Origin of the sequence: Psychrobacillus sp. NPDC096389, from assembly GCF_044762855.1 — a bacterium.
Lineage (GTDB): Bacteria > Bacillota > Bacilli > Bacillales_A > Planococcaceae > Psychrobacillus.
This window is the reverse complement of record NZ_JBIWFB010000001.1, coordinates 1,126,388-1,145,350: the sequence shown is the minus strand read 5'-3', so window position 1 is coordinate 1,145,350 and position 18,963 is coordinate 1,126,388. Positions and strand designations below refer to the sequence as shown.

Annotated in this window: 20 protein-coding genes; all 20 read right to left on the bottom strand. The window is 37.9% G+C overall.

Annotated features, from left to right (window positions below; translation table 11 throughout):
- Positions 1 to 3: 3 nt before the first annotated feature.
- The 20 genes from hslU to ACIQ38_RS05285 all read right to left on the bottom strand — a co-directional run bounded on the left by hslU (position 4) and on the right by ACIQ38_RS05285 (position 18,956).
- On the bottom strand, positions 4 to 1,398 hold the full coding sequence (gene hslU, locus ACIQ38_RS05380) for an ATP-dependent protease ATPase subunit HslU (RefSeq protein ID WP_402819040.1): 1,395 nt from the start codon (positions 1,396 to 1,398) through the stop codon (positions 4 to 6).
- Positions 1,395 to 1,943 (bottom strand): ATP-dependent protease subunit HslV, encoded by a 549-nt coding sequence (gene hslV / locus ACIQ38_RS05375; protein WP_402819038.1) that lies wholly within the window; start codon positions 1,941 to 1,943, stop codon positions 1,395 to 1,397. The genes hslU and hslV overlap by 4 nt, the downstream gene beginning before the upstream one ends.
- Positions 1,944 to 1,992: 49 nt before the next feature.
- A complete protein-coding gene (gene xerC / locus ACIQ38_RS05370; RefSeq protein WP_402819035.1) occupies positions 1,993 to 2,886 on the bottom strand; it encodes a tyrosine recombinase XerC in 894 nt (297 codons plus the stop codon).
- A 71-nt stretch (positions 2,887 to 2,957) separates the two neighbouring features.
- Positions 2,958 to 4,268, bottom strand: coding sequence for an FADH(2)-oxidizing methylenetetrahydrofolate--tRNA-(uracil(54)-C(5))-methyltransferase TrmFO (gene trmFO, locus ACIQ38_RS05365; protein ID WP_402819032.1), 1,311 nt, complete (start codon positions 4,266 to 4,268; stop codon positions 2,958 to 2,960).
- A gap of 18 nt (positions 4,269 to 4,286) precedes the next feature.
- On the bottom strand, positions 4,287 to 6,362 hold the full coding sequence (gene topA / locus ACIQ38_RS05360) for a type I DNA topoisomerase (RefSeq protein ID WP_402819029.1): 2,076 nt from the start codon (positions 6,360 to 6,362) through the stop codon (positions 4,287 to 4,289).
- Positions 6,363 to 6,483: 121 nt separating this feature from the next.
- Positions 6,484 to 7,365, bottom strand: a complete 882-nt coding sequence (gene dprA / locus ACIQ38_RS05355; RefSeq protein ID WP_402819026.1) for a DNA-processing protein DprA — start codon at positions 7,363 to 7,365, stop codon at positions 6,484 to 6,486.
- A gap of 59 nt (positions 7,366 to 7,424) precedes the next feature.
- Positions 7,425 to 8,327 (bottom strand): succinate--CoA ligase subunit alpha, encoded by a 903-nt coding sequence (sucD, locus tag ACIQ38_RS05350; RefSeq protein WP_402819023.1) that lies wholly within the window; start codon positions 8,325 to 8,327, stop codon positions 7,425 to 7,427.
- A gap of 18 nt (positions 8,328 to 8,345) precedes the next feature.
- Positions 8,346 to 9,506, bottom strand: a complete 1,161-nt coding sequence (sucC, locus tag ACIQ38_RS05345) for an ADP-forming succinate--CoA ligase subunit beta (protein WP_402819020.1) — start codon at positions 9,504 to 9,506, stop codon at positions 8,346 to 8,348.
- A 132-nt stretch (positions 9,507 to 9,638) separates the two neighbouring features.
- Positions 9,639 to 9,932 (bottom strand): EscU/YscU/HrcU family type III secretion system export apparatus switch protein, encoded by a 294-nt coding sequence (locus ACIQ38_RS05340; protein ID WP_402819017.1) that lies wholly within the window; start codon positions 9,930 to 9,932, stop codon positions 9,639 to 9,641.
- Positions 9,929 to 11,779 carry a hypothetical protein gene (locus ACIQ38_RS05335; protein WP_402819015.1) on the bottom strand — a complete coding sequence of 617 codons (1,851 nt, stop codon included), beginning with the start codon at positions 11,777 to 11,779 and terminating at the stop codon, positions 9,929 to 9,931. The genes ACIQ38_RS05340 and ACIQ38_RS05335 overlap by 4 nt, the downstream gene beginning before the upstream one ends.
- Positions 11,780 to 11,788: 9 nt before the next feature.
- Positions 11,789 to 12,556: a ribonuclease HII gene (locus tag ACIQ38_RS05330; protein WP_402819626.1), complete on the bottom strand. Its 768-nt coding sequence runs from the start codon at positions 12,554 to 12,556 to the stop codon at positions 11,789 to 11,791.
- Positions 12,557 to 13,284: 728 nt separating this feature from the next.
- Positions 13,285 to 14,136, bottom strand: a complete 852-nt coding sequence (gene ylqF, locus ACIQ38_RS05325) for a ribosome biogenesis GTPase YlqF (RefSeq protein WP_402819013.1) — start codon at positions 14,134 to 14,136, stop codon at positions 13,285 to 13,287.
- A gap of 15 nt (positions 14,137 to 14,151) precedes the next feature.
- Positions 14,152 to 14,715 (bottom strand): signal peptidase I, encoded by a 564-nt coding sequence (gene lepB / locus ACIQ38_RS05320; protein ID WP_402819010.1) that lies wholly within the window; start codon positions 14,713 to 14,715, stop codon positions 14,152 to 14,154.
- Between the two features lie 142 nt (positions 14,716 to 14,857).
- Positions 14,858 to 15,202: a 50S ribosomal protein L19 gene (gene rplS / locus ACIQ38_RS05315; protein ID WP_402819007.1), complete on the bottom strand. Its 345-nt coding sequence runs from the start codon at positions 15,200 to 15,202 to the stop codon at positions 14,858 to 14,860.
- 142 nt (positions 15,203 to 15,344) lie between these two features.
- Positions 15,345 to 16,073: a tRNA (guanosine(37)-N1)-methyltransferase TrmD gene (gene trmD / locus ACIQ38_RS05310; protein ID WP_402819623.1), complete on the bottom strand. Its 729-nt coding sequence runs from the start codon at positions 16,071 to 16,073 to the stop codon at positions 15,345 to 15,347.
- Positions 16,073 to 16,588 (bottom strand): ribosome maturation factor RimM, encoded by a 516-nt coding sequence (rimM, locus tag ACIQ38_RS05305; RefSeq protein ID WP_402819004.1) that lies wholly within the window; start codon positions 16,586 to 16,588, stop codon positions 16,073 to 16,075. The genes trmD and rimM overlap by 1 nt, the downstream gene beginning before the upstream one ends.
- A gap of 45 nt (positions 16,589 to 16,633) precedes the next feature.
- The gene (locus ACIQ38_RS05300) at positions 16,634 to 16,867 is read right to left on the bottom strand and encodes a KH domain-containing protein (protein ID WP_402819001.1); all 234 of its coding nucleotides are present in this window, start codon (positions 16,865 to 16,867) and stop codon (positions 16,634 to 16,636) included.
- 14 nt (positions 16,868 to 16,881) lie between these two features.
- A complete protein-coding gene (rpsP, locus tag ACIQ38_RS05295) occupies positions 16,882 to 17,154 on the bottom strand; it encodes a 30S ribosomal protein S16 (RefSeq protein WP_402818998.1) in 273 nt (90 codons plus the stop codon).
- 104 nt (positions 17,155 to 17,258) lie between these two features.
- Positions 17,259 to 18,614, bottom strand: a complete 1,356-nt coding sequence (ffh, locus tag ACIQ38_RS05290) for a signal recognition particle protein (protein WP_402818995.1) — start codon at positions 18,612 to 18,614, stop codon at positions 17,259 to 17,261.
- A gap of 12 nt (positions 18,615 to 18,626) precedes the next feature.
- Positions 18,627 to 18,956, bottom strand: a complete 330-nt coding sequence (locus ACIQ38_RS05285) for a putative DNA-binding protein (protein WP_402818992.1) — start codon at positions 18,954 to 18,956, stop codon at positions 18,627 to 18,629.
- Positions 18,957 to 18,963: the final 7 nt, after the last annotated feature.

The window sequence follows — 18,963 nt, the reverse complement described above, 5'->3', positions numbered from 1 at the left end:
ATTCTACAGTATAAACTGAGATAAATCTTTATTTTTCACAATATTGTCAAGTTTTTGATCGATATATGCTGGAGTTATTTGAATATGTGCCGGTGATATGTCGGAAGCTTCATAAGAAAGTTCTTCTAAAATCTTCTCCAATATCGTATGAAGTCTTCTTGCTCCGATATTATCGGTCTCTTGGTTAACTTCATAAGCGATTTCTCCAATGCGTTCGATTGCTTCATCCGAAAATTCAATCGTTACACCTTCAGTTTGAAGTAATGCCTCGTATTGCTTTACTAAAGAATGCTGTGGCTCCTTTAAAATTCGGACGAAATCATCTTTTGTTAGCTTTTCCAATTCTACACGAATCGGGAAACGCCCTTGCAATTCCGGAATAAGATCCGACGGCTTCGACATATGGAAAGCTCCAGCGGCGATGAACAAAATATAATCTGTTTTAACAGCACCGTATTTAGTCGTTACTGTAGAACCTTCAACAATCGGTAAAATATCTCGTTGAACACCCTCTCTTGAAACATCTGCAGAAGAATTACTTCCACTTCTGCTTGCAATCTTATCCATCTCATCGATAAAAATTATGCCGGATTGTTCCGTTTTTTCAATTGCAATTTGGGAAATCTCATCATTATCTATTAACTTACCCGCTTCTTCATGAACTAAAACTTTCCGGGCATCCTTCACTTTCATTTTTCTTTTTTTCTTTTTCTTTGGCATTAAACTAGAAAACGCGTCCTGCATATTCATACCCATGCTTTCCATTCCGCCGCCTTGCAATGCATCAAAAAGAGATGGTGCTGTTTCCGTTACTTCAACCGTTACAATTTCATCTTCTAGTTTTCCGTCTCTTAAATCTTCGGCAATTTGTGAGCGTTTTAAACGTACATCTGTATCTTCTATCTCAGAAGTTTCTTCGTCGGCTTTTCCACCAAAAAGAGCTTCAAACGGATTCTGGTTCGCATTCTTTTTCTTTAAGGAAGGTACAAGTAATTTCACTATTGCATCATTTGCTAAACGAATGGCTTGATCTTTTACTTCTTCCATTTTTTCTTCTTTTACAATACGAATCGCAGCTTCTACTAAATCTCTTACCATCGATTCCACATCTCTACCGACATACCCGACTTCTGTAAATTTAGTTGCTTCCACTTTTACGAATGGAGCTTTTGTCAGTTTTGCAATTCGTCTTGCAATTTCTGTTTTCCCTACACCAGTAGGTCCGATCATTAAAATATTTTTCGGTATGACTTCGTTTTTCATCTCTTCATGGAGCAATTGTCGTCGATAACGATTTCGAAGTGCTACGGCTACCGCTTTTTTTGCAGTTTCCTGTCCGACGATATATTTATTTAAATGCTCGGTAATTTGTTTTGGGGTCAAGTTTGTTTCTTTCATTCGCCTATTACCTCCACAATAATTTGATGATTTGTAAATACACAAATATCAGCAGCAGTTGTTAAAGAAGCAACGGCAATTTCTTTTGCAGACATTTTATCTCCAGCATACTGTTTTAATGCTCTTCCAGCGGCAAGGGCATAATTCCCACCAGATCCAATAGCTAAAATACCATCGTCCGGTTCAATTACTTCCCCCGTACCAGAAACGAGCAATAGATTTTTACTATCCATTACTAATAGCATCGCTTCTAGCTGTCGTAACATTTTATCCCCTCGCCATTGTTTAGCAAGTTCTACTGCGGCACGTTGAAGATTCCCGTTATATTCCATCAGTTTCCCTTCGAACATTTCAAATAGGGTAAATGCATCCGCTACCGAACCAGCAAATCCTGCTACTACTTTCCCGTTAAATAATCTTCTAACTTTTTTTGCTGTGTGTTTCATTACGACTTGATTGCCTAATGTAACTTGCCCATCTCCTGCCATTGCATGAGTTCCATTATGACTAACCGCAAAAATCGTTGTTGCATGAATATTAGACATTGTACCAATTCCCTCCAATAGATCAAATTCACCTGTTATAGCCTGCATGCTATGCACGTGGATGAGCATTCATATACGTTTTTCGTAAATGCTCTTTTGTTACATGAGTGTATACTTGCGTAGAAGATAGATGTTCATGGCCTAATAATTCTTGAACACTTCTCAGATCTGCTCCATTGTTTAACAAATGAGTAGCAAAAGTATGGCGCAGCATATGCGGATAAATGGTTGTATGCATAGAAGCTTTCTCCATCATTTCATTTAAAATATACCGTACTCCCCATGTCGTTAAATGCCCTCCTCTATTGTTTACGAATAAAAAAGGATGGGAAGTATGCTTCATCAGTTTCGGTCTACTATTTAACATATATTCTTCTACAGCAGAAAGCGCAAAATCACCTACTGGTACATACCGCTCTTTTCTACCTTTTCCCATTACACGGACGACCCCGTAGCTGCTATCAATATGACGCAATTCGATGGATATAAGTTCACTTACACGTATTCCAGTCGCATATAGTAATTCAAGGATTGCCATATTACGGATGGATAATAGATCGGTTCCCTTATTTGCTTCGAATAGTTTCTCCATTTCTTCTTCATAAAAGAAATGTGGCAATTTTGTTTCTTTTTTGGGATGGTATAACGATTGGAAAGCATCATCTCGAATATTGTATTCTCTATGCAAAAATTTATAGAAAGATCGTATAGAAGATATTTTCCGAGAAATAGAAGTTCTGGCATGTTGCGCATCATACAAATTTGTTACATACAATCGCGCATGCACATACTCTACATCGTTTAAATTAGTTACTCCTTCTATCTCAAGAAATTGGATAAATTGTGTTATATCTTTTTCATATTCGCGAACGGTCAGATTTGAGTAATTTTTTTCTAATTGAATGTATTCTAAAAAAGCATGTAATTTATCAGATTCACTCATCCCAACAACTCCGTTACATTTCCATAGTAAAAGCCTCTAAAAGTATACAACTTTTAAGAGGCTTAAAGCAATTATATTGCTGTATTTTTCATAAAATTTTGAATCGTTGTAAGCGCTCTATTTCCTAATTGTTCCGTTCTTGCCTTTTTATCTCTTACTTTTGGCTGTAATTCTGGGAATAAACCAAAGTTTATATTCATAGGTTGGAAGTTTTTCGGGTCTGCTTCCGTGATATAGCGCGCCATACTACCGAGCGCTGTTTCACTTGGGAATACGACTAATTCTTCCCCTTTTGCTAGTTTCGCTGCATTAATACCTGCGAGTAGTCCACTTCCAGCTGACTCTACATATCCTTCTACACCTGTCATTTGCCCAGCAAAGAAGATATTTTGATTTGCTTTTAACTGATACGTCGGTTGTAACACATATGGCGAATTGATGAACGTATTACGATGCATTACACCATAGCGAACGATTTCCACATTTTCAAGACCTGGGATTAGCTTAAGGACTTCTTTTTGTGGTCCCCATTTTAAATGTGTTTGGAATCCAACGATATTATAAAGCGTTCCAGCTGCATCATCTTGTCTAAGTTGAACAACCGCATATGGACGTTTTCCTGTTTTCGGATCTTCTAATCCTACTGGCTTCATCGGTCCGAATAACAATGTTTTGCGGCCACGCTCTGCCATGATTTCTACCGGCATACAGCCTTCAAAATAAATTTCTTTTTCAAATTCTTTTAAAGGCACTACTTCTGCTGCGACTAATGCATCATAAAAGCGATTGAACTCGTCTTCTGTCATCGGACAGTTTAAATATGCTGCTTCCCCTTTGTCATAGCGAGATTTCAAATATACTTTGTCCATATCAATACTGTCTTTTTCTACGATTGGTGCTGCAGCATCATAAAAGTATAAATATTCTTGACCTGTCATTTCTTTGACTTTTTCCGCAAGAGCTGGAGAAGTTAAAGGTCCAGTTGCAATAACTGTAATGCCTTCTGGAATTTCTGTTACTTCTTCATTCACCACTTCGATCAATGGATGATTTCGAATTGCATCTGTTACTCTTCCAGCAAAATCATGTCGATCGACTGCTAGTGCGCCACCAGCTGGTACACTGCTATTATCTGCAGAATCAATTATAAGTGAATCTAACATACGCATTTCTTCTTTAATAACGCCTACAGCATTCGTTAAATTATTTGCTCGAAGGGAATTGGAGCATACTAACTCAGCAAATTTATCTGTATGATGGGCAGGTGTTTGTTTGACTGGGCGCATTTCATAAAGACGTACTTTCACACCTCTTTTTGCAATTTGCCAAGCTGCCTCACTTCCAGCAAGTCCTCCACCAATAACGTTTACAATTTCAGTCATGTATTATCCTTCTTTCTCTTAACTCTGTGGATCTTCTTTATAATCGCAAGAAACACATTGTATTTGTATACCTTTTTTCAATTTCTTCTCTACTAGCATAGCATTACATTTAGGACATGGTCGATTGATTGGCTTGTCCCATGAAACAAATTCACATGTTGGATACTGGTTGCAGCCGTAAAACAATCGTTTTGTTTTACTTTTTCGTTCTACGATTTGCCCTTCTTCACATGACGGACATGGCACACCAATTTCTTTTATGATCGCTTTTGTATTTCGACAATCCGGAAAATTGCTACAAGCCATAAACTTACCATAACGTCCTAATTTATATACCATTGGAGAACCACAATTTTCGCAGTCTTCTCCAGTTGGCTCATCTTTGATGACGATTTTCTCCATTTCAGCATCTGCATGCTCTACGTGTTTGGCAAAGTCTTGGTAGAAACCATCGATTACTTCTACCCATTTCACTTGCCCTTCTTCTATACTATCCAGATCTTGTTCCATTTGAACGGTAAATTCAATATCCAAAATGTTCGGGAAAAATTCTAACACGAGTTGATGAACAATCGTTCCAAGCTCGGTAGGCACGAAACGTTTCGTTTCTAATGCAACATATCCCCTCTTTTGAATTGTATCAAGTGTAGGTGCATATGTTGAAGGTCTACCTATACCTAACTCTTCTAGTGTTTTTACTAGTCTTGCTTCCGAATATCTTGGAGGCGGTTGTGTAAAATGTTGCTTTGGTTCGATAGAAAGTGCACTCACTTTATCTCCAACTGCTAAAACAGGTAATAGTTTGTCTTTATCATCTGTTTGATCATCCGAACCTTCCACATACACTTTCATAAAACCTGGAAATTTTATTTGGGAACCATTTGCACGAAATACCGCATCTCCGTTTTTCAAGTCTACTGCAACTGTATCTAAAATCGCCGGGGCCATTTGACTAGCGATAAATCGTTCCCATATTAGTTTGTACAATCTAAATAAGTCACGGGACAAGATTGCTTTCAACTCATTTGGTGTTCTTAATACACTTGTAGGACGAACTGCTTCATGTGCATCTTGGGCTTTTTTCGATTGCTTTTCCGCTTTTTTCGTTGCAATGAAATCAGTTCCATATTCCTGTGTAATGAACTCCTGTGCATCCGCTTTCGCAGTGTCTGATATACGAGTAGAGTCTGTTCGCATGTAAGTAATTAAACCTACAGTACCTTCTTTTTTGCCAAGATCAATACCTTCGTATAATTGTTGTGCAAGCATCATCGTTTTTCTAGCTCTAAAGTTTAGCTTGCGAGCGGCTTCTTGTTGAAGAGATGACGTAGTAAAAGAAGGGGCTGGATTTCTTTTGCGTTCTTTTTTCACAACATTCGTTACTTCAAACTTTTTGCCTTTCATAACTTTTAATACTGCTTTAACATCACTTTCATTGGATAGTTTTACTTTTTCTTTTTCGTTTCCAAAGTAGAGTGCATCAAATGCTTTTTTATCTTTTTCGAATTCCCCTTCGATTGTCCAATACTCTTCCGGGACAAAGTTATTAATTTCGTTTTCACGGTCAATGATCAAACGAAGTGCTACAGATTGAACACGACCTGCTGAAAGACCTTTTTTCACTTTCTTCCATAGTATAGGACTAATATTGTAACCAACGAGGCGATCCAAAATCCTTCTTGCTTGTTGAGCATCTACTAAATCCATATTAATGGGTCTAGGATGCTTAAAAGATTCTAGAATAGCATCTTTTGTAATTTCGTTAAATACAACGCGACAATCAGATTCAATATCAACATTTAATGAGTTAGCTAAATGCCATGCAATAGCCTCTCCTTCTCTGTCGGGGTCAGCTGCGAGATAAACTTTCTTCGCTTTTTTGGCTGCTTTTTTTAAATCTTGCAATACGGGACCTTTTCCTCGTATTGTAATATATTTTGGTTCATAGTCATGCTCCACATCTACACCCATTTGACTCCTAGGTAAATCACGAACATGACCGACCGATGCTTTTACTTTATATTTTTTTCCAAGGTATCGCTCAATCGTTTTTGCTTTTGCTGGCGATTCTACTATAACTAAATAATCCGACATAAATGTGCCTCCTTATAGAAGGTAACTCGCTTTAATCTACAAAACAAATACCTGTTGCAAAATGTATAACAGTTTCTCAAGAAATGCAAGACATTTCATTTTTTATTATTTTATTCGGTTGTTATTTTAGTAATTCTTCTAGTATTTGATGACCATCCCAAACAGGCTTGGCCCCTTCTTGTATAAGGAGATGCGGACCTACAGAAAGAGGGGAAAAGATAGATCCGGGAATCGCAAATATTTCTTTGCCATTTTCAAGTGCATGTTCCATTGTCGAAACTGTACCACTTTTTGCTTTGGCTTCTGTAATAACGACACCTTGCGACAATCCGCTAATAATTCGGTTACGCATAGGGAAATTCCACTTTTTTGGTGTTATATACGGAGGATATTCCGTTACTAATAACTGAGTTTTCGCCATTTTATGTGCTAACTCTACATTTTGTTTTGGATATAGATGAAAAAAGCCAGTACCTAATACAGCTATTGTTTTTCCTCCATATTTCATCGTTATTTCATGTGCTAACGTATCTGCACCTTTCGCTAGTCCGCTTACAATGACAAAGTCTTCTTGTATTAATGGAGGCAAAATTTTTTCAATACTGCTTTTCGAATATTCGGATGCTTCTCTGGACCCAATAATTGCAAGCTTTTTATTAATTTGAAGTAAATTTACATTACCTTTTACATATAATATTGCTGGCGGATCATGTAAGTTTAATAGATTCGATGGGTAATTGGGATTAGTATAAAAGATAGGGGATATGGTATGTTTTTCATACATTTGTAGAAGTGGGATTTCCACAAATTTTCGGTACATTTGCTGCAAATTAATCGCTCTCTCCTGCGATATTTTGCATAAACTGGCGAGCTTTTGAGGTTGCATCTTGTCTATTTGAGCTAATTGGGGATCATACTCAAGTAGAGGTTTTAGTTTGTTTAATGGTACCGGGAGAACATAATGTAAAGCTAAAAATCGATTGACGAAAAGTTCATCTTTCATTGCTTCCCTCCTACAAAAAATAGTACGGCAACACCGAAAAGATGCGCCGTACTACTATATTAATGTGTTTTACAAGCGTCGTAAAGACCTGCTTCTTTAATCGCTTCGATTAAAGTTTCACCAATTACCGATGGAGTTGCAGCAACTTTCATTCCTGCATCTTTCATCGCTTGGATTTTCCCTTCAGCTGTACCTTGACCGCCAGAGATAATTGCTCCAGCATGTCCCATACGTTTACCTTCAGGAGCAGTTTGACCGCCAATAAATCCTACTACCGGTTTTTTCATGTTTGCTTTAATCCATGCTGCTGCTTCTTCTTCTGCAGTACCACCGATTTCACCAATCATTACCACTGCATACGTTTCTTCATCTTCATTGAATGCCGTTAAAGCATCGATAAAGTTAGTACCGTTTACAGGGTCTCCACCAATACCTACAGCTGTCGTTTGACCGATACCAGCTTGTGTTAACTGATGAACCGCTTCATACGTAAGGGTACCAGAACGTGATACAACGCCTACATGACCTTTTGTATGAATATATCCTGGCATAATACCAATTTTACATTCACCTGCTGTGATAACACCCGGGCAGTTTGGTCCTACTAAACGAGTTTTCTTTCCTTCCATGTAACGTTTAACGTTTACCATGTCAAGTACTGGAATATGTTCTGTAATACAGATTGTCATATCTAACTCTGCATCTACTGCTTCCATAATCGCATCCGCAGCAAATGGAGCTGGCACATAGATTACAGAAACGTTTGCACCAGTAGCTTTTACAGCGTCTTCAACTGTATTGAAAACTGGAACGCCTTCTACTTCTGTACCACCTTTACCAGGTGTTACCCCAGCAACGATTTTAGTGCCGTATTCAAGCATTTGTTTTGTATGGAAAAGAGCAGTTGAGCCCGTAATTCCTTGAACGATTACTTTCGTATCTTTATTAATATATACGCCCACAATATGTCCCTGCCTTTCTTATCCTACAAGATTAACGATTTTTTGAGCACCGTCTGCCATTGAGTCAGCAGCGATTATATTTAAACCTGATTCATTTAATAATTTTTTACCTAAGTCGACATTTGTTCCTTCTAAACGAACTACTAATGGCACAGCAAGTCCTACTTCTTTCGCAGCGATAATAACACCTTCTGCGATTACGTCACATTTCATAATACCACCGAAGATATTAACGAAAATACCTTTTACGTTTGCATCAGAAAGGATGATTTTGAAAGCTTCTGTAACTTTTTCAGCTGTAGCACCGCCCCCAACGTCCAGGAAGTTTGCGGGTGAACCGCCGTAATAGCTAATCGTATCCATTGTAGCCATTGCAAGTCCTGCTCCGTTAACCATACAACCAATATTTCCATCTAATGAAATATAGCTTAAGTCATATTTTGAAGCTTCGATTTCTTTTGGATCTTCTTCATCAAAATCGCGCATTTCTAAAATATCGCTATGGCGATATAAAGCGTTTGCGTCGAAGTTAAATTTTGCATCAAGTGCTAATACGTTGTCATCCGCTGTTACTACTAGCGGGTTAATCTCAACGATAGAAGCATCTTTTTCTTTATATACTTGGTATAAGCCAAGCATAAATTTAGCTGCTTTGTTAACAAGCTTTGCTGGAATGTTCATATTAAAAGCCATGCGGCGAGCTTGGAAGCCCGTTAAACCTACAACAGGATCAATCTCTTCATAGAAAAGCTTTTCTGGTGTATTTGCAGCTACTTCCTCGATGTCCATACCGCCCTCTTCAGAGCCCATTAATGTTACACGAGAAGTTGCACGGTCTAGTACTAAACCTACATAATACTCTTTCTTGATATCGCTACCTTCTTCGATAAGTAAACGCTTAATTTCTTTACCTTCTGGACCAGTTTGGTGTGTTACTAACACTTTTCCTAAAAGTTCCTTGGCGTATTCGCGTACCTCATCTAAACTTTTTGCGATTTTTACCCCACCAGCTTTACCACGACCACCTGCGTGGATTTGAGCTTTTACAACAATAACGCTTGAGCCTAACTCTTTTGCAGCTTTTACAGCCTCTTCAGGTGAAAAAGCGACAATTCCGTTTGAAACTGCTACGCCATATTGTCTGAGGAGTTGTTTCCCTTGATATTCATGGATATTCATCTTGCATCCTCCAATCAAACTTGTGTCAAGTAATTTACTACCTTATTCATTGTATTAAAACTGTCACAACTTGTCCACAAAAGTCTAGTATTTAAACAATTTAGCAAATATTCGGATTTTAAATTGATAGAATTAGAGCGGCAGATTGTTTTTCCCTTTTTCTTGATCCACTTTATAAATAAATGCAAACACCTCAGCGACCGCTTGATATAACTCTTCTGGGATCGATTGATTAATATCAAGCTGACCTAAAAGTCCTACTAAACTTGCATCTTGTTGGATAGGTACATCATGTTCTTTTGCTTGCGCTAATATATTTTCAGCGATTTTTCCTTTTCCTTTTGCTACTACTGTCGGCGCATCTACAACTCCAGGTTTATACGTTAAAGCAATTGCTTCTTTTCGGATTTGTTTCTCTTCTGTCATATGCGTATATCTACTCCTTGTATTTCTTTCGAAGCTACTTTTGGCAGAACTTTCGATGCAAGTTGTTGTTCTTCGAAAGTTTTCGTAAACACACCAGATAAAGTATAGCCAACTGATAATAACCCTTCTTTTAAAGCGGATTTAAATGTATTGGCAAGCTGCTGCAACTGCGCATCATTATTATATACGGTAATCGTCACGATTCTATTTTGTACTTGCATATCGACAACCGTTTCGTCTAATGTTTCTAACTTTAAATAAAACATAATTCTCGCAAAATCAGAATCTATTTTACCGTCTTCTTTCATCCTGCCATTCCACTCGAGTGTTGCATCCATTTTCTTTCCAAGAAACTCTAATGGTACTTGCATTAGCAGTTGATGCTGCAGACCATTTTCTCCCGACAAAATTTGCAAGCCATTCATTCGATTTAGTAACGTTTCTGCTCCCTCTCTAACAGATGTCGAGATGGCCTGATTTTGTAATAATTCTACTAACTGTGGCTTTAACTGTAACGCTACTTGCCTCAAGTCCTGACTTTCGCTACCAAGTTTTGCTTCATAATTAAATCCAAGTGATTTCAACACTTCTTTCATCGCATGTTCAAAAGCTTTTCCGTCCAATTGGTTTAATGCAGCTTGCTCCGACTCGGTGATCAGCTGTGGAGCAAAAAAACTATTGGAACTACTTTTAATCATCGTATTTATTTGTTGTAATGTCTGGTTAACTGTTTCCACCGTCTGCCCTTTTCCAAGTAGAGTGACTAAATGTTCTTTAGCAGTTAAACCATTTGTATCTTCTCGGAAAATAGCCTGCCCGCTTTGTTCCGCAAATACTTTAACAAGTACGTTTTGTATTGTTTGAGCTTGGCTGTTTTCTTTCACCAAAGATAACAATTGCTCTTTTTGCCCAGTAGTCAATAAAGGCTGCGTATTTATCCAGTTTCGTAGTTGTTCTACAATTGCTCCTTTTTCAGTTGGAGGGGCTTGTACGAATTGTGCCATCCATTGTCCAGCTGAATTTGGCAAAGCAGGTTGACTAGACAGAGGAGTCGGGTTCGACAAAGAAGCCGCTGCCGGTAAAATTCCCGTTTCCTTTAATGCTTGTAAAATAGGTAACTTCGTTGAAATATTTGTTTGTTTGTTTTGAAGATTTTCTATTTGCTTTCCAACAATTGCACCTGCTACCGGTAAGCGAAAAGGCTCTGATATTTTTTGTAAATTTTGCAGCAGATCATTTTTAACATTTGGTGAAATAGTCGAATCTTGCTGTAATGCTAATTTAAAGCTTTCGATAGCTGATTGCATCCCACTTGTGGATTTCCCACTTAACATTGTTTCCAAAAGATTTGGTGTAAGAGGTAGCTTTAATTCGATCATTTTTTGAATACCTTCCAGCGCAGCCTTCACCTGGACTCCTGGTGGTAATTGTTTTAATAATTGCTCCGCTTGTACTAATATCTCTTTCGAAATAGGCAATTGCTCTTTTAAGAAAAACTGAGTTACCGCAAGCATTTCACTCGTTTTCGTTAAATTCATCGCCTGTAATAATTGGGTCGCTTGTTGAGCAATTGTATTGCCTCCCGCTAATGGACCAGTCACTACTTTTAATTGCACGTCTGGAGATGCTTTCGATACTTGAAAAAAATGGGCGTCTCCTGCTTTTAAAGGCGTTTCTAATTTTGCAATGACTTTTTGATTGCCAATTTGCACTTCTGCCGTTTGATTGGGATATAGTTTTTTTATAGTTCCGTGTACAACTTGCCCCTCTTTCATTGGCATCTGTTTACTTGTATTGGTCGTCTGGGATGACTGTGCCCCAATAGCTGAAAAAGATGTGGAAGTCATATACTCACCTCATTTTTTTAAAATGGACTTGATAGGTTCAAACGTTTTTCGATGATGTTCGGTAGGTCCATATTTATTAATCATTTCTATATGGTCTTTCGTTCCATATCCTGCATGTTTATTGAACAAATATGCCGGAAATGCTTCGTGCAATTGATCCATATACTCATCTCGAGCTGTTTTAGCAAGTATAGATGCTGCAGCTATCGCTAAACTTTGCGCATCTCCTTTGATAATAGAGTGTGTTTTTATATTAATGGGCAGTTTCATTGCATCTACAAGCACTACAGAAGGTTGTGTAGATAAATTGGCGACAGCTTCTGTCATGGATTGCTTTGTTGCTTCGTAAATATTCAGCTCATCAATCTTTTCGACCGATTGAAAATGAATGAAATAACTGATCGCATTTTTTTTTATTTTCAACGCTAATTCTTTTCGCTTCGCTTTGGAAAGTTGCTTAGAATCGTTTAAGCCAATCAGTTCTTCTGCATATGTATCTAATATAACAGCGGCTGTTACTACTGGTCCTGCCAATGGTCCCCTGCCTGCTTCGTCCACTCCAGCTACTAAATCTTGTTCGTTTGTACAAAAGCTGCGATCGAATAATATTTTTTCTTCATGGGCTTGTTTTTCTAGTAGTAATTTTTGCTGGTTTCTTGTCCAACCGTTTATTAATTTTTGCGCACCTACTCTGGTATCGGCTTCTAGCTCTTTGAACCAGGTTTCCGCACCGGTTGCATGCTCTAATCTTTCTTTTATTTCTTTCAAACTTAACATATTCACATCTACTTTCTCTTGCTTATTATTATGTATCGGTTATTTTATCAATTAATTTAAAAATGCTTGCATACTTTCTTTTCTAACGTTTGAATCTATATTTCAGATTGTAGGGATAATGCGTTTTAAAGAAGATTATCCAATAAAAAAATACGCAACGTTACAGGCGTTACTCGCAACATTGTATGGCATTCGCGCAACATTCTCCTTCAAACTCGCAACATTATCGACCATTTGCGCAACGTTTATAAATAATGCGGCCAATTCCTGGTCCTCTCGCCTCAAGTCAACTTGTTATTTTAAGAATTGGTTACTTTCACCAGCAATTTGGTTGCTCTCATGTTGATTTGATTGCTTTTGGAATAGAATTGATTACTATCAATGACCGAATGGCTATCCTAAGCCATTTACTGGATTCTCTTAGTCCAAAAACCTATATAAAATTTTTTTTTAATGAGTCGATGCTAAATAAGTAAACAAATTCTATTGATTTTCGCTACAGGCGTCGACTCCAGTCGGATGAGTGGGCTAATGAGCAATCCCAACGTACGCGCAAGCGGCGGGGATGGCTCATCGCTCGCCCGGCGGAAAGCGTACGACTGCAGCGAAAATCATAGCGGTCACTACGACGCATTATCCCTAAACTGTCCCCATTTCACAAAGTTTATTATGTCTGAAAGCAAGAGAAAACCCTCTTTACCGTATGGCAAAAAGGGTATATTTTCACATTAATATTCTTCTACAAAATCAAAGGTCAATTTACCAAGATGCAGATTACGAACGTCTCGAACGATTAATTCAGCGACTTGATCATAATCAATTTCGCCACCGCCCGCGTAACATCTCCGTAGCTTTCCAATATGGTCAAACGTTTCTACTAGGTCTTCACCGACCTCTGTTAGCTGATAACGTTCTTCCATACGCTTTGGATAATGTTCTTGTAGAAAACGAAGCCCATATACAGCCAAGTCTTCCATGTTGATCACTGCATCTTTTATTGCACCAGTGAGCGCCAATTTATATCCAACTTGTTGATCTTCAAACTTTGGCCAAAGAATACCCGGCGTATCGAGTAATTCTATTTCCTTTTCTACTTTGATCCACTGTTGTCTTTTGGTCACGCCCGGCGTATTACCAGTTCTCGCAATGTTCTTCTTGGCAAATCGGTTAATGAGTGTAGACTTTCCTACATTCGGAATGCCAACAATCATTGCACGAATTGCACGAGGTTTAATGCCTCGCTCTTTCATACGGTCCCATTTCGGCTTTAAAAGCTCTTTAGCGGCTTTGAAAACAGTTTGTAATCCTTTTCCTTCTAAAGAGTTTATCGCAACAGCAGGGTGCCCTTTTGACTCAAAATAAGCTATCCATTTTCTCGTCTGTGCTTCATCCGCCATATCCATTTTGTTTAAAATGAGTAATCTTGTTTTTTGATGAACTACTTCATCAATCATCGGATTTCGGGAAGACAACGGCAAACGTGCATCTATTAACTCAAATATAATGTCGACTAGTTTTAAGTTTTCCGTTACTTCTCTTCTTGCTTTGGCCATATGACCAGGAAACCATTGAATCGTCATTTCGTTCCACCTTCTTTACTTTACAAAACCAATATCATCCATTGGCCAAAATACGAAGTTCGTGCTTCCAATCACTTCGTCGATCGCAATAAGACCGATATGTCGGCTATCTTTACTATATAGACGATTATCTCCCATTACAAATATATATCCGTCAGGGATTACATTCACTTGTGCTGGAGTCTCTTCTAAAGTGAAGTCACCTGTAAGCGTTCCTTCACTAATTTCACTTTTATACTGTTCTAAATATGGTTCTGGTAATGCTTTTCCGTTAATTAATAACTGGTCATTTTTAAACTCTACATGATCGCCAGGTAGACCAATCACACGTTTAATATAATTTTTTTGTTCTGGCGCATGAAATACTACTATATCGTAACGATCTGGTTTGCCAACCATATAGCCAATTTTGTTAACAACCATTCGATCCCCATTTTTTAAAGTAGGCATCATGGATTCTCCGTCTACTACGATTGGTGTAAATAAAAAGAAACGAATTATTGCCGCTAGTCCAAAAGCGATTAAAAGTGCCTTTGACCACTCCCATAATTCATTCTTTTCCTTTTTTACTTGTTCCATCAATTTGCCTCCTTTATTCACTCCTTATATTGTACAAGGAAAATTAGTTTCAAGCAAAAGGTATGACAACATTTCTTTTGAAAAAAGAAAAAATGTTGTAGCAAAAGTGGCATCACCTTCACTACAACATTTACTTTTACTATTAGCGACGTTCTTTAATACGAGCTGCTTTACCACGTAGTTCACGTAAGTAGTACAATTTAGCACGACGAACTTTACCACGACGAACAACTTCTAAGTTTGCAATTTTTGGTGTGTGTACAGGGAATGTACGTTCAACACCAACGCCAGAAGAAATTTTACGAACTGTGAAAGTTTCGCTAATTCCGCCACCACGACGTTTAATTACAACACCTTCGTACATTTGGATACGTTCACGAGTTCCCTCTACTACCTTAACGTGTACACGAACAGTGTCACCAGGACGGAAAGTAGGAAGATCTGTACGTAATTGTTCTTTAGTGATTTCTGAAATAATGTTTTGCATCATTTTCTCTCCTTCTCTAGAATGCTCTTACACACATTAGCTGTTGCAGCGGAACACCCAAAATCCGTACTTTACATAAAAGTACATAATAGAATATATCATAACAAGTTCATAGGTGCAACAGTTTAATAATTTATTTATGTTATTTTTTTAACACACGAATAATCTCTTTATCTGCTTCAGTCAATTCAGCCGTTTCTAACAAATCAGGTCTTCTTTCAACCGTTCGTTTTAATGACTGCTCTTTTCTCCATTTTTCAATGGCTGCATGATTTCCTGACAATAAAACATCCGGTACTTTATAGCCGCGATATTCTACTGGGCGAGTATAATGCGGATGCTCTAATAGTCCAGTCGAAAAAGAATCCTGTTCATGTGATTCCGCTTTTCCAAGTACATTCGGTAAAAGTCTCACAACACTGTCAACAACAGTCATTGCCGCCAACTCTCCACCTGTCAAAACAAAATCTCCGATAGAAATCTCGTCTGTCACTAAATGTTCTCTGATGCGTTCGTCATAGCCTTCATAATGACCACAAATGAAAATTAGTTCTTCTTCTTTCGCAAGTTCCTCTGCTTTTTGTTGCGTAAATCGCTCTCCTTGGGGACAAAGAAGAATAACACGACGTTTATGTTCCGAATCCGTAATAAGCGATTCTACCGCATTAAAAATAGGTTCTGGCTTCAACACCATACCAGCTCCGCCACCATATGGATAATCATCCACTTGATGATGTTTGTTGCCGGAAAAATCTCGAAAGTTGACTACATTAATCGCAACTTCCTCTTTTTCCTGCGCCTTTTTCAAAATGGAGGAATTAAATACCCCCGTAAACATTTCTGGAAAAAGCGAAAGAATATGAATGTTCATCATGATAACAAACCATCCAGCACATCAATCGTGATTTTTTTGCTGGCAATATCAACCGTTTTAACAACGTCTTCGATATACGGAATATAATGCGTTTTCCCTTTTACAGGTTGAACTGCCCAAACGTCATTTGCGCCGGTTTGAATGATTTCCGTAACAGTTCCAATTACTTCACCTTCTAAAGATTCAACGGAACAACCGATAATCTCGTGGTAATAAAATTCATTATCTTCTAAATCAGAAAGATACTTTTCCGATACTTTTAATACCGCATCCCGGAAAACTTCCACATCTTTTAATAATGTATATCCTTCAAATGTTAATAAATCAAAGTTTTTATGCTTACGATGACTAGCCACTTTAACAATAATCGGTTTAGAACCATCTGCTTTAAAAAGACCTAGTTCGCTACCTACCTCATATCGTTCATCTGCAAAGTCAGTTGTAGAAATAACGCGAACTTCTCCCCAAATACCATGCGTATTTACAATTTTACCAACATTAAACCATTCCATCTATAATAACCTCCTATCAAAAAAGGAAGAACAAAGTGTTCTCCCTTAATCTTGAATATCGACATATGTTTTTTTCTTTTGGTGACTGCCTGCTGCTGAGTAAACAATAGTACGAATGGCTTTCGCTACTCGCCCTTGTTTGCCAATTACTTTTCCCATATCTTCAGGATGAACAGAAAGTTTATAAACTATACGGTTTACATGCTCCTCTTCTTCAACTTGAACTTTATCAGGATAATCAACTAATGGTTTAACGATTGCTTGGATCAGCTGCTTCACATTGTCCCCTCCGATTATTTGCCGAGTTTTGCGTTATGGAATTTTTCCATAATTCCTTGTTCTGAGAACAAGTTACGTACTGTATCAGATGGTTTCGCACCGTCTTGAAGCCATTTTAACGCTAATTCTTCGTTAATTTTAACTTCTGCTGGTTTAGTAAGTGGGTTGTAAGTACCTACTGTTTCAATTTGACGGCCATCACGTGGAGCGCGAGCGTCTGCTACTACAATACGATAGAAAGGAGATTTTTTTGCTCCCATACGTTTTAAACGAATTTTAACTGCCATTTTTATTGCACCTCCGAATAGTTTCACACAAGATAGTATATTATCAAGCTTTTATTTGTTTGTAAAGTGTTTTTTCTTAACACCCTAATTTTTTTCGAGAAAATTTATTTGAAAAGCGAGTCTAGGCCTGGCATTTTCATCTTTTTCTTCCCTTTTTGTTGCATGTTGGTCATTTGTTTCATCATTTTTTTCATGTCTTCAAATTGTTTCAACAATCGATTCACGTCTTGAATAGACGTTCCAGATCCTTTTGCAATTCGTTTTTTTCTTGGACCGTTAATAATTTCAGGGGTCGTTTTTTCTTGCTTATTCATCGAATAAATGATCGCTTCTATACGATCCATTTGTTTTTCATCGATTTTTGCATTTTCTAACCCTTTAATCTTCCCGGCCCCTGGAAGCATCTTCAAAATTTCTTCTAATGGTCCCATTTGTTTCATTTGACCAATTTGCTCTAAGAAATCATCAAATGTAAAAGATTGCGTACGGAATTTTTCTTCCAATTCCTTCGCTTTTTCTTCATCTACATTTGCTTGGGCTTTTTCGATAAGAGACATCATATCTCCCATACCTAAAATACGGGAAGCCATACGTTCTGGATGGAAAGCTTCTAATGCATCCATTTTTTCGCCCATTCCGACAAATTTTATCGGTTTTTGGGTGACAGAGCGAATAGATAAAGCTGCCCCACCACGAGTATCGCCATCCAGTTTTGTTAAAACAACACCTGTAATTCCGATTGTTTCGTTAAAATTATTCGCGACATTGACTGCGTCTTGCCCTGTCATCGCATCGACAACTAAGAAGATTTCATCCGGTTCTTTAATCGCACGAATATCTTTTAACTCTTGCATAAGCGTTTCGTCAATATGAAGACGACCTGCTGTATCGACAATTACGACATCATGATGCTCTTCTTTTGCATGCTCTAGTGCCTGTTTGACAATTTCCACAGGAGAAATATCTGTCCCTAATGCAAAGACTGGCAAAGATAACTGTTTACCGAGCGTTTCTAGCTGTTTTACTGCCGCTGGACGATAAATATCGGCAGCAACAAGTAAAGGCTTTTTATTGTACTTTTTACGCAGTACATTCGCTAGTTTTCCAGTAGTCGTTGTTTTACCTGCACCTTGAAGTCCAACCATCATAATGACAGTCGGTGGTCTTGTCGCAAAAGAAATTTGACTTTGCTCCCCACCCATTAACTCCGTTAGTTCATCTTTAACGATTTTGATAACATGTTGGCCAGGAGTTAAACTTTTCATCACTTCTTGACCAACTGCTCGTTCGGATACATTTTTGACAAATTCTTTTACTACTTTTAAGTTAACGTCCGCTTCAATTAACGCACGTCTTACGTCTTTCATCATTTCTTTTACGTCAGCTTCAGAAACTTTTCCTTTGCCTTTGATTTTCTGAAGCGTCCCTTGGAGTCGCTCAGCTAATCCTTCAAATGCCATGCATGCCGCCTCCTAATCCCATTCTTTTAATTGATTAATGAGTTGAATCAGTGTTTGTTCAGATGATTGTTCCTTTACTGCTAGCAGTAGCTGGTCAATCGTTTCTTGCCGCTTCTCAAATTTCGTGAACAGATTTAGCTTTTCTTCATATTCTTCTAACATTGCCTCTGTTCGCCGAATATTATCATAAACTGCTTGTCTCGAAATATCATATTCTTCTGCTATTTCTCCAAGTGATAAATCATCTAAATAATAAAGCTGCATATAGCTTCTTTGTTTATCGGTTAATAAAGCCTGGTAAAAATCGAAGAGAAAATTCATACGCGTTGTTTTTTCAATCATACCCATC